Below are 10,045 nucleotides of genomic sequence, written 5' to 3'. Positions count from 1 at the left end.
GAACGCCGATCGTGAGGAAGATCCGCTGCCAGAAGGCGTTCATCTTCTTCAGGATGCCGGCGTTGACCACGGCGTTGTCGAACGACAGCGAGATTTCGAGGATGGACAGGATCGCCACGATGCCAAATGCGGTCCACCCCCCGTAGAAGACCGCGGCGACCAGGCCGAGCGCGGTGACCGCGAACGACCAGCCGAAGGTTTTGAGAACCACTGGCTACCCCATCGTGTGTTGCGGGTCCCTTCCCAGACGTGGTCTGAGAGAGAGTCTCCCCCGAGCCGTACCCGGCTTTACGAAACGTTGACTCCGAAGTCTAGAGCGATGCCCCGGAGCCCGGACGCGTACCCCTGTCCCACCGCACGGAACTTCCACTCGCCCTGATAGCGGTACAACTCGCCGAAGATCATGGCGGTCTCGGTGGAGGCGTCCTCACTGAGGTCGTAGCGCGCGAGTTCCTGGCCGTCGGCCTGGTTGACGACGCGGATGAAGGCGTTGGAGACCTGGCCGAAGGTCTGGCCGCGCTCGTCCGCCATATGGATCGAGACGGGGAAGACGATCTTGTCGCAGCCGGCCGGGACCTTCAGCAGGTCGACCAGGATGCTCTCGTCGTCGCCCTCGCCCTCACCGGTGAGGTTGTCACCGGTGTGCTCCACCGAGCCGTCCGGGCTCTTCAGCTGGTTGTAGAAGACGAACCACTCGTCGCCGAGGACCCTGCCGCTCTGGCACAGCAGCGCGCTGGCGTCCAGGTCGAAGTCGGCGCCGGTGGTGGAACGCGCGTCCCAGCCGAGCCCGATCAGGACATTGGTGAGGTTCGGTGCGGCCTTGGAGAGGGAGACATTGCCCCCCTTGGCGAGTGTGACGCCCATGTTGCTGGTCCTCCCCTGGGTGGAGCTTCTTCGGTTGTCCTGCGCGTCCGGCGCCGCCCCGGAACGGAATCGCGGCGCCGGACGGAGCCGGTCACGTCTCAGACATTGACGCCGAAGTCCTGCGCGATGCCGCGCAGGCCCGAGGCGTAGCCCTGGCCGATGGCGCGGAACTTCCACTCCGCGCCGTGCCGGTACAGCTCGCCGAAGACCATGGCGGTCTCGGTGGAGGCGTCCTCGCTGAGGTCGTAGCGGGCGATCTCCTGCTGGTTGGCCTGGTTGACGACGCGGATGAACGCGTTGCGCACCTGGCCGAAGGACTGCTGACGGTTCTCGGCGTCGTAGATCGACACCGGGAAGGTGATCTTGTCGACATCGGCCGGGACCGACGCCAGGTTGACCTTGATGACCTCGTCGTCGCCCTCGCCCTCACCGGTGATGTTGTCACCGGTGTGCTCCACGGAGCCGTCGGGGCTCTTGAGGTTGTTGAAGAAGACGAAGTTCTGGTCGCTGCCGACCTTGCCCGCCGCGTTCAGCAGCAGCGCGCTGGCGTCGAGGTCGAAGTCGGTGCCGGTGGTGGTGCGGACGTCCCAGCCCAGACCGATGAGGACAGCGGTCAGACCGGGGGCCTCCTTGGTCAGTGATACGTTGCCGCCCTTGCTGAGGCTGACTCCCACGAGTCCTCCATGTGTGTCCGGGGGCGGGGAGCCCCATGGTGCGTCGGATACCGGATCAACGAGTCGATCCTAGTGACGGGTTCCCGCCCCCCGCAGGCCCTGGAACCGAAGAATCGAAGGTGTCGGTCGCCGGGCGCCGCGTCACAGGCTGCCGAGCGCCCGCACGTACGCGTCCAGGTCACGCGCGTCCGGCAGATCGTTGACGACGGTCCACCGCACGACGCCCTCCTTGTCGATGATGAAGGTGCCGCGGACGGCGCAGCCCTTGTCCTCGGCGAAGACGCCGTACGCGCGCGAGGTCTCGCCGTGCGGCCAGAAGTCGCTGAGCAGCGGGTACTCCAGGCCCTCCTGCTCGGCGAAGACGCGCAGGGTGTGGATGGAGTCGTTGGAGACGGCGAGCAGCTGCGTGTCGTCGTTGACGAACGTGGGCAGGTTGTCGCGCAGTTCGCACAGCTCGCCGGTGCACACACCGGTGAAGGCGAAGGGGTAGAAGAGGAGCACCACGTTCTTCTCGCCGCGGAAGTCGGAGAGCTTCACGGTGCGGCCGTGGTTGTCCTTGAGCTCGAAGTCGGGCGCCTTGTCGCCGACCTGGATCGCCATCGTCCTGCATCCCTTCGGTGGAGACTGTTCGGGTGAGACCACCCTACGCAGCGACCACCGGGGAGCGTCGGACGGGCCGGGGCGGGCCCGGCCCGTCCGACGTACGGGATGAGGCGGCCTACTTCCTGGACTTGGCGGCGGCTTTCGGCGTCACCAGACGCGAGCCGCTCCAGTCCTTGCCCACGCTGACGCTCTTGGACGCCGACAGCCCGGCCGTCGTCGCGGCTTCGGAGATGTCACTCGGCTCCACGTACCCCGAACGGCCGGTCTTCGGCGTGAGGAGCAGGATCGCGCCACCCTCCTCGATGTACGTGATGGCGTCCACCAGCACATCCGTCAGGTCGCCGTCCTCGTCGCGGAACCACAGCACCACGGCGTCGGCCACGTCGTCGTACTCCTCGTCCACCAGGTCGCTGCCGATGACTTCCTCGATGGACTCGCGGAGCTCCTGGTCGACGTCGTCGTCGTAGCCGATCTCCTGGACCACCTGCTCGGGCTGGAACCCCAGCCTTGCGGCAGGGCTCGTCCGCTCCTCCGCGTGGTCCGCGGTCGCGCTCACGGGTTGCCTCCTGATCATGTTTCGGTGAATGACTCAGCCACGCGCGTGCGCGAAGCATTGGCCGTAGTCCACACGGGCGGGGCGGATCGCGCAAGTACCCGGCCGTTCAGACCGCCGAAACGGTGACGATCCCGGCCGTGTCGTCGCAACTCCTGGCACCGTATCGCGCGACTCCCGACCACACACCACACCCTCCTGCCCGGTTTGCCCCGTTCGGAATCATCCGCGTGTACGGGTTTACGTCCATCGAACAACTTTGCCGCACGCGGTGCACCTTGGGCGTATCGTTACGTTTCGACCGGACCGCCCAAAGTGCGAGGCGGGAGGGCCGGACGGACGCCTCATTACCTCGCGGTAGAGATGACGTACGCCGTGCCGAGGTACACGATGGGGAACGGTGTGGGGACAAGGTGTAGGGACAGCAGACAAAGCGGCCCTCCGACAGGTAAGGAACAGCGTGGCTTCCGGATCCGATCGCAACCCGATCATCATTGGCGGCCTTCCGAGTCAGGTTCCTGACTTCGATCCCGAGGAAACCCAGGAGTGGCTCGACTCCCTCGACGCCGCCGTCGACGAGCGCGGCCGGGAGCGGGCGCGCTACCTCATGCTCCGGCTGATCGAGCGAGCCCGCGAAAAGCGGGTGGCCGTGCCCGAGATGCGCAGCACGGACTACGTCAACACCATCGCGACCAAGGACGAGCCGTTCTTCCCGGGCAACGAGGAGATCGAGCGCAAGATCCTCAACGCGACCCGCTGGAACGCGGCCGTGATGGTCTCCCGCGCGCAGCGCCCCGGCATCGGCGTCGGCGGCCACATCGCCACCTTCGCCTCCTCCGCCTCGCTGTACGACGTCGGCTTCAACCACTTCTTCCGCGGCAAGGACGACGGCCGCGGCGGCGACCAGGTCTTCTTCCAGGGCCACGCCTCCCCCGGCATCTACGCGCGCGCGTACCTGCTCGACCGGCTCACCGAGGGCCAGCTCGACGGCTTCCGCCAGGAGAAGTCGCGGTACCCCGACGGGCTCTCCAGCTACCCGCACCCGCGCTCCATGCCGGACTTCTGGGAGTTCCCGACGGTCTCCATGGGTCTCGGCCCGCTCGCCGCGATCTTCCAGGCCCGGATGAACCGCTACATGGAGGCGCGCGACATCGCCGACACCTCCGGATCGCACGTGTGGGCGTTCCTCGGCGACGGCGAGATGGACGAGCCGGAGTCGCTCGGCCAGCTGTCCATCGCCGCGCGCGAGGGCCTGGACAACCTCACCTTCGTCGTCAACTGCAACCTCCAGCGGCTGGACGGCCCGGTGCGCGGCAACGGCAAGATCATCCAGGAGCTGGAGTCGGTCTTCCGGGGCGCCGGCTGGAACGTGATCAAGCTGGTCTGGGACCGCACCTGGGACCCGCTGCTCGCCCAGGACCGCGACGGCGTGCTGGTCAACAAGATGAACATCACCCCGGACGGTCAGTTCCAGACGTACGCGACCGAGTCCGGCGCGTACATCCGCCGGCACTTCTTCGGCGACGACCACCGGCTGCGCGCGATGGTCGAGCACCTGACCGACGACCAGATCCTGCACCTGGGCCGCGGCGGTCACGACCACCGGAAGATCTTCGCGGCGTTCTCCGCGGCCAAGGCGCACAAGGGCCAGCCCACGGTGATCCTGGCCAAGACGATCAAGGGCTGGACGCTGGGCCCGAACTTCGAGGGCCGCAACGCCACCCACCAGATGAAGAAGCTGACGGTCGACGACCTCAAGCACTTCCGCGACCGGCTGCACCTGCCGATCTCCGACCGGGAGCTGGAGTCCGGCCTGCCGCCGTACTACCACCCGGGCCGGGACACGGAGGAGATGCAGTACATGCACGACCGGCGCAAGGGGCTCGGCGGCTACGTCCCGACCCGGGTCGTGCGCTCGAAGCCGCTCGCGCTGCCGGGCGACACGGCGTACGCGACCGTGAAGAAGGGCACCGGTCAGCAGTCCATCGCCACGACCATGGCGTTCGTACGACTGCTGAAGGACCTCATGCGGGACAAGGAGATCGGCCGGCGGTTCGTGCTGATCGCGCCGGACGAGTACCGCACGTTCGGCATGGACTCCTTCTTCCCGAGTGCGAAGATCTACAATCCGCTCGGCCAGCAGTACGAGTCGGTTGACCGGGATCTGCTCCTGGCCTACAAGGAGTCGCCGACCGGCCAGATGCTGCACGACGGCATCTCGGAGGCGGGCTGCACGGCATCGCTGATCGCGGCGGGCTCGGCGTACGCGACCCATGGCGAGCCGCTGATCCCCGTCTACGTCTTCTACTCAATGTTCGGTTTCCAGCGCACCGGTGACCAGTTCTGGCAGATGGCCGACCAGCTGGCGCGCGGTTTCGTCCTGGGTGCGACCGCCGGGCGTACGACCCTGACCGGCGAGGGGCTGCAGCACGCGGACGGCCACTCCCAGCTGCTCGCCTCGACCAATCCGGCGTGCGTGGCCTACGACCCGGCGTACGGGTACGAGATCGCGTACATCGTGCAGGAGGGGCTGCGCCGCATGTACGGCGGTGACGCCGAGCACCCGCACGGCGAGGACGTCTTCTACTACCTCACCGTCTACAACGAGCCCATCCAGCACCCGGCCGAGCCGGCGGACGTGGACGTCGAGGGCATCCTCAAGGGCATCCACCGGATCGGCGCGGGCGCCTCGGGCTCCGTTCCGGCGCAGATCATGGCGTCCGGGGTCGCGGTGCCGTGGGCGCTGGAGGCGCAGCGGATCCTCGGCGAGGAGTGGAACGTCCGGGCGGACGTCTGGTCGGCGACCTCCTGGAACGAGCTGCGGCGGGAGGCCGTGGCGTGCGAGCAGTACAACCTGCTGCACCCGGAGGAGGAGCAGCGCACGCCGTATGTCACGCGGAAGCTGGGCGGGGCCGAGGGGCCGTTCGTGGCCGTGTCCGACTGGATGCGGTCGGTGCCGGATCAGATTGCGCGGTGGGTGCCCGGGACGTATCAGTCCCTCGGCGCGGACGGCTTCGGCTTCGCCGACACCCGGGGGGCGGCGCGGCGCTTCTTCCACATCGACGCGCAGTCGATCGTGGTGGCGGTGCTGACCGAGTTGGCGCGGGAGGGCAAGGTCGACCGCTCGGCGCTGAAGCAGGCTATCGACCGATACCAGTTGGCTCCGCCGGCTTAACAGCGGGGTTCGTCGTTCGGGTGCGGCGGCGTTGTGGCTGATCGCGCCCACACGGCGGAGCCCGGGAGAGGCCGTTGTTCGGGTGCGGCGGCATCGTGGCTCGTCGCGCAATCCCGGGGCGCCCCCGTACGCCGTCCAGCGACTGCGGCGGCGTCGTGGCTGATCGCGCCCACGCGGCGGAGCCGCATATCGAAACAGCCCCGCGCCCCTTTCGGGGCGCCTGTGCCTCGGCGGGTGACGGGTGTAGGGGGCTAAGCGCGGGAGAGGCCGTCGTTCGGGTGCGGCGGCGTTGTGGCTTGTCGCGCCCACGCGGCGGAGCCGCATATCGAAACAGCCCCGCGCCCCTTTTGGGGCGCCTGTGCCTCGGCGGGTGACGGGTATAGGGGGCTTAGCCCGGAGAGGTCGTCGTTCGGGTGCGGCGGCGTCGTGGCTGATCGCGCAGTTCCCCGCGCCCCTTTGGGGCGCGGGGAACTCGGGGAGTCACCCTGATAGGCGAGCTCCTCAGATGTGACCCATGCCTGCGCCTGCCTCTGTGTTTTCGCCTTGCTTGGTCAGCATTGCCACCAGGACTGCGACGATTGCCACGCCGGCGGCCACGAAGCAGGCCAGGCTCATGCCGGAGATGAACGTGTCGTGGGCGACGGCGGTGATCTTCCCGGCGATGGCCCCGGGCGTGCCCTCGGGTACCGGGGCGACGCCCACCTGCACCGCCTCGGACGCCTGGGCGAGCTGCTCGGACGTGAGCTTCGGCAGCCCCGCGTCCGTCCAGTTGCCCGCCAGGTCGCTGTCCACCTTGGACGCCATCACGGCACCCAGCACCGCCGTACCGAGGCTGCCGCCGATCTGCATGGCGGCCTGCTGGAGACCGCCGGCCACACCGGACAGCTCCATCGGGGCGTTGCCGACGATGACCTCGGTGGCGCCGACCATGACGGGCGCGAGACCGAAGCCCAGCAGGGCGAACCAGAGCGACATGACACCGCTGCCGCTGTCGGTGTCCAGCGTCGACATGCCGTACATCGCGATCGCGGTGGCGGCCATACCGCCCGCGAGCGGGACCCGCGGGCCCAGCTTGGTGATCATCGCACCGGCGAGCGGGGAGCCGACGATCATCATGCCGGTGAGCGGAAGCAGGTGCAGCCCGGCGTCGATCGGGCTCATGCCGTGCACGTTCTGCAGATAGAACGTGACGAAGAACAGGCCGCCCATGAAGGCGATGGCCATGAGGACCATCAGCACCACACCGGCCGACAGCGGGATGGAGCGGAACAGGCCGAGCGGGATCAGCGGCTCCTTCACCTTCGTCTCCCAGAAGGAGAAGAGCACGAAGAGCAGGACCGACCCGGCGAGGAACGTCCACGTCCGGCCGGCGCCCCAGCCCCACTCCGGCGCCTTGATGAGCGCCCAGACGAGGCAGAACATCGCCACGGACAGCAGGACGATGCCGGGGATGTCGAAGGAGCGCGGGGCATTGTCGGCACGGTGGTCCCTGAGGATCAGCACGCCGAGGACCAGCGCGAGGACACCGACCGGCACGTTGATGAAGAACACCGACTGCCAGTTGACGTGCTCGACCAGGACGCCGCCGAGGATCGGGCCGCCCGCGGTGGAGGCACCGATGACCATGCCCCAGATGCCGATCGCCATGTTGAGCTTCTCGGCCGGGAAGGTGGCCCGCAGCAGGCCGAGCGCGGCCGGCATCAGCAGCGCGCCGAACAGGCCCTGGAAGACGCGGAAGGTGACGACGAGTCCGATGCTGTCGGACAGGCCGATGGCGCCCGAGGCGGCGGCGAAGCCGATGACGCCGATCAGGAAGGTCTGCCGGTGGCCGAAGCGGTCACCGAGCTTGCCCGCGGTGATCAGGGAGACCGCGAGTGCGAGGAAGTAGCCATTGGTGATCCACTGGACCTGGGCGAAGGTCGCGCCGAGGTCCCTCTGGATCGCCGGGTTGGCGATGGCCACGATGGTGCCGTCGAGGGCCACCATCATGACCCCTACGGCGACGGTGATGAGCGTGAACCACGGATGGCCGCGCAGGCCCGTGGCCGGGGCCTGGACCGACGGGTCGGACGGAACCCGGTCCGCCTTGTCCCCCGACCCCGCCGCGTCGATGGTGGTCTGACTAGTCATACCGCCGAGGCTAATGACAGCGTCTGACAATTGACAAACCAATTCACAAGTCGGTAACTATCACGTCACTCACATATAGCCTGAACTGGGAGAACGGTTCGCTGGAGAGGTGGAGGAGGCCCGTGGAGTCGCTGCGCGAACGCAAGAAGCGCCGCACCCGGGACGCACTGCTGCACGCCGCCCTCGACCTGTTCACCAGCCAGGGATACGAGCAGACGACCGTCGACGAGATCGCCGACGCCGTCGAGGTGTCGCAGCGTACATTCTTCCGGTATTTCGCCGGAAAGGAGGAAGCGGCCTTCGCCGTCCAGGTGATCGCCGAGGCCCACTTCATCCGCGCGGTGCGCGAGCGCCCGCCGTGCGAGCCCCCGCTGGAGGCGCTGCGCCAGGCCGTGCTGGAGGGCTGGGGGACCGTGAACGAGGCCATCGCCTCCGTCGTCCCGGTGGAGATGTACCTGCGCATGTTCCGGGTGATCGAGTCGACGCCCACGCTGCTCGCCGCCCATCTGCGCCGCTCCGTGGAGGCGGAGGAGGCGCTCGCGCGCCTGCTCGCCGAGCGCGAGGGGGTGGACGTCGAGACGGACCCGCGCCCGCGCCTCCTGGTGGCCGTGTTCGGCGCGGTGATAAGGGTCACCGGGCGCGCCTGGTCCTCCGACGGCGACCTCAGCGTCGCGGCGATACGCGACCTCACCAGGACGTATCTGGACCTGGTGGGACCCGAGCTGATCGGCAGCTGGCGACGGGACTGAGACGGCCGCGTCAGCCGAAACGTGATACCCGTCACTCGGTTACCGCGAGACCGTCTCGTTCTCCTAGTGTGTCCTCCCAGTGACTTCCTTCGACACCTCCCCGCAACTCAATGTCTGGCGCGCGCTGCTCGCGCTGACCGTCGTGTTCGTCATGCTCGCGACCACCGGCTGGACCGCCCTGCGCAGCCACCGGGAGTCGAGCGCGCTGCAGGCCTCGCTCACGGCATGGGAGCACGGCAGCGTGCACGGCCACCGGCTGCCCGACCCGACCGCGGCCCCCGCCGTGCTCAGCCGGTTCTTCGCCGCGCTCAGCGCGCAGGAGCGCACCCGGCTTGCACACCGGTACCCGCTCGCGGTCGGCAACATGAACGGCGCCCCGGCCGAGCTGCGCTACCGCGCCAACCGCATCGCCCTGGAGCAGGCGCGCGAGGTCGAGAAGCAACGCATGCACGACAGCAGACTCACGCCCGTCGGCCAACAGCAGGCGGGCCGTCGTATGCACCGCTTCGATGCGCTGCTGACCAAGGGCCGGCACATCCTGGCCTTCGACCCCGCGGGCTCGGGCCGGGCCGCCGAGGTGTTCGGCAATCTGCGCACGGCGGAGCGGATCTCGGTCGTCGTCCCCGGCGTCGACACCGACCTGCTGACCTTCCAGAAGACGTACCGCCCCTACTCGGCGCCGGTCGGCATGGCCAAGGCGCTGTACGCGGCGGAGCGCGCGCAGAGCCCCGCGACCCGTACGGCCGTGATCGCCTGGGCCGACTACACCGCGCCCAACGGGCTCGGCGTCGACGCGGCCACCGCGATGCGCGCCGAGGACGGCGCCGTCCGGCTGAACGCGCTGCTGCGGGCGCTGCCCGGCGCCGCGCGGGTGTCGCTGTTCTGCCACAGCTACGGCTCCGTGGTCTGCGGGGTGGCCGCGCACGGCATGCCGCGCCGGGTGACCGACCTGGCGGTGGCCGCGAGCCCCGGCATGCGGGCCGCGACGGCCGCGCACCTGGACACGGACGCCCGGGTGTGGGCGATGCGGGACGCCACCGACTGGATCCAGGACGTGCCCTACCTGGAGGTCGGCGGTCTCGGGCACGGCGCGGATCCGGTCTCCGGCGCGTTCGGCGCGCGGGTGCTGTCGGCGCGCGACGCCCAGGGGCACAGCGGCTATTTCGAGCCGGGCACGGACAGCCTGCGCAATCTGGCCGACATCGGGGTAGGCGCGTACCACTCGGTGACCTGCGCCCGCGACGACGCGGGGTGCCGGGCGGGGCTGACCGACAGCCCGGCGGTCGAACGCGCGTAG

Annotated in this window: 9 protein-coding genes; 3 read left to right on the top strand and 6 right to left on the bottom strand. The window is 68.9% G+C overall.

Features of this window, described 5'->3' with window-relative positions; translation table 11 throughout:
* The 5 genes from CTZ28_RS35985 to CTZ28_RS35965 form a co-directional block, all read right to left on the bottom strand.
* Window positions 1-211 (bottom strand): DUF475 domain-containing protein (locus tag CTZ28_RS35985; protein ID WP_121893938.1); only part of this gene is annotated, 211 nt, incomplete at its 3' end.
* A 77-nt stretch (window positions 212-288) separates the two neighbouring features.
* Window positions 289-864 carry a TerD family protein gene (locus CTZ28_RS35980; RefSeq protein ID WP_121893937.1) on the bottom strand — a complete coding sequence of 192 codons (576 nt, stop codon included), beginning with the start codon at window positions 862-864 and terminating at the stop codon, window positions 289-291.
* A gap of 98 nt (window positions 865-962) precedes the next feature.
* A complete protein-coding gene (locus CTZ28_RS35975) occupies window positions 963-1,538 on the bottom strand; it encodes a TerD family protein (RefSeq protein ID WP_121893936.1) in 576 nt (191 codons plus the stop codon).
* A 141-nt stretch (window positions 1,539-1,679) separates the two neighbouring features.
* Complete coding sequence (locus tag CTZ28_RS35970; protein WP_121893935.1) at window positions 1,680-2,138, bottom strand: peroxiredoxin; 459 nt, start codon at window positions 2,136-2,138, stop codon at window positions 1,680-1,682.
* 118 nt (window positions 2,139-2,256) lie between these two features.
* The gene (locus CTZ28_RS35965; RefSeq protein ID WP_183154761.1) at window positions 2,257-2,697 is read right to left on the bottom strand and encodes a DUF3052 domain-containing protein; all 441 of its coding nucleotides are present in this window, start codon (window positions 2,695-2,697) and stop codon (window positions 2,257-2,259) included.
* Window positions 2,698-3,154: 457 nt separating this feature from the next.
* On the opposite strand from CTZ28_RS35965, the gene aceE reads away from it, so the two are divergent.
* Window positions 3,155-5,869 carry a pyruvate dehydrogenase (acetyl-transferring), homodimeric type gene (gene aceE, locus CTZ28_RS35960; RefSeq protein ID WP_121893933.1) on the top strand — a complete coding sequence of 905 codons (2,715 nt, stop codon included), beginning with the start codon at window positions 3,155-3,157 and terminating at the stop codon, window positions 5,867-5,869.
* A gap of 501 nt (window positions 5,870-6,370) precedes the next feature.
* Here aceE and CTZ28_RS35955 read toward each other — a convergent pair.
* A complete protein-coding gene (locus CTZ28_RS35955) occupies window positions 6,371-7,999 on the bottom strand; it encodes an MFS transporter (protein ID WP_121893932.1) in 1,629 nt (542 codons plus the stop codon).
* A gap of 122 nt (window positions 8,000-8,121) precedes the next feature.
* Here CTZ28_RS35955 and CTZ28_RS35950 point away from each other — a divergent pair, with 122 nt between their 5' ends.
* Both CTZ28_RS35950 and CTZ28_RS35945 read left to right on the top strand, forming a co-directional pair.
* Window positions 8,122-8,748, top strand: coding sequence for a TetR family transcriptional regulator (locus CTZ28_RS35950; RefSeq protein ID WP_121893931.1), 627 nt, complete (start codon window positions 8,122-8,124; stop codon window positions 8,746-8,748).
* 79 nt (window positions 8,749-8,827) lie between these two features.
* Window positions 8,828-10,045, top strand: a complete 1,218-nt coding sequence (locus tag CTZ28_RS35945) for an alpha/beta hydrolase (protein WP_121893930.1) — start codon at window positions 8,828-8,830, stop codon at window positions 10,043-10,045.

This window comes from Streptomyces shenzhenensis (assembly GCF_003688995.1).
In the GTDB taxonomy this organism is placed as follows: Bacteria; Actinomycetota; Actinomycetes; order Streptomycetales; family Streptomycetaceae; genus Streptomyces; species Streptomyces shenzhenensis_A.
This window is presented reverse-complemented; position numbering and strand designations above follow the sequence as displayed.

Bases quoted from the DNA above. Each gene is read 5' to 3' on its own strand.
- CTZ28_RS35970 (WP_121893935.1), bottom strand. From the start codon at position 2,138: ATGGCGATCCAGGTCGGCGACAAGGCGCCCGACTTCGAGCTCAAGGAC.
- CTZ28_RS35955 (WP_121893932.1), bottom strand. From the start codon at position 7,999: ATGACTAGTCAGACCACCATCGACGCGGCGGGGTCGGGGGACAAGGCG.
- CTZ28_RS35980 (WP_121893937.1), bottom strand. From the start codon at position 864: ATGGGCGTCACACTCGCCAAGGGGGGCAATGTCTCCCTCTCCAAGGCC.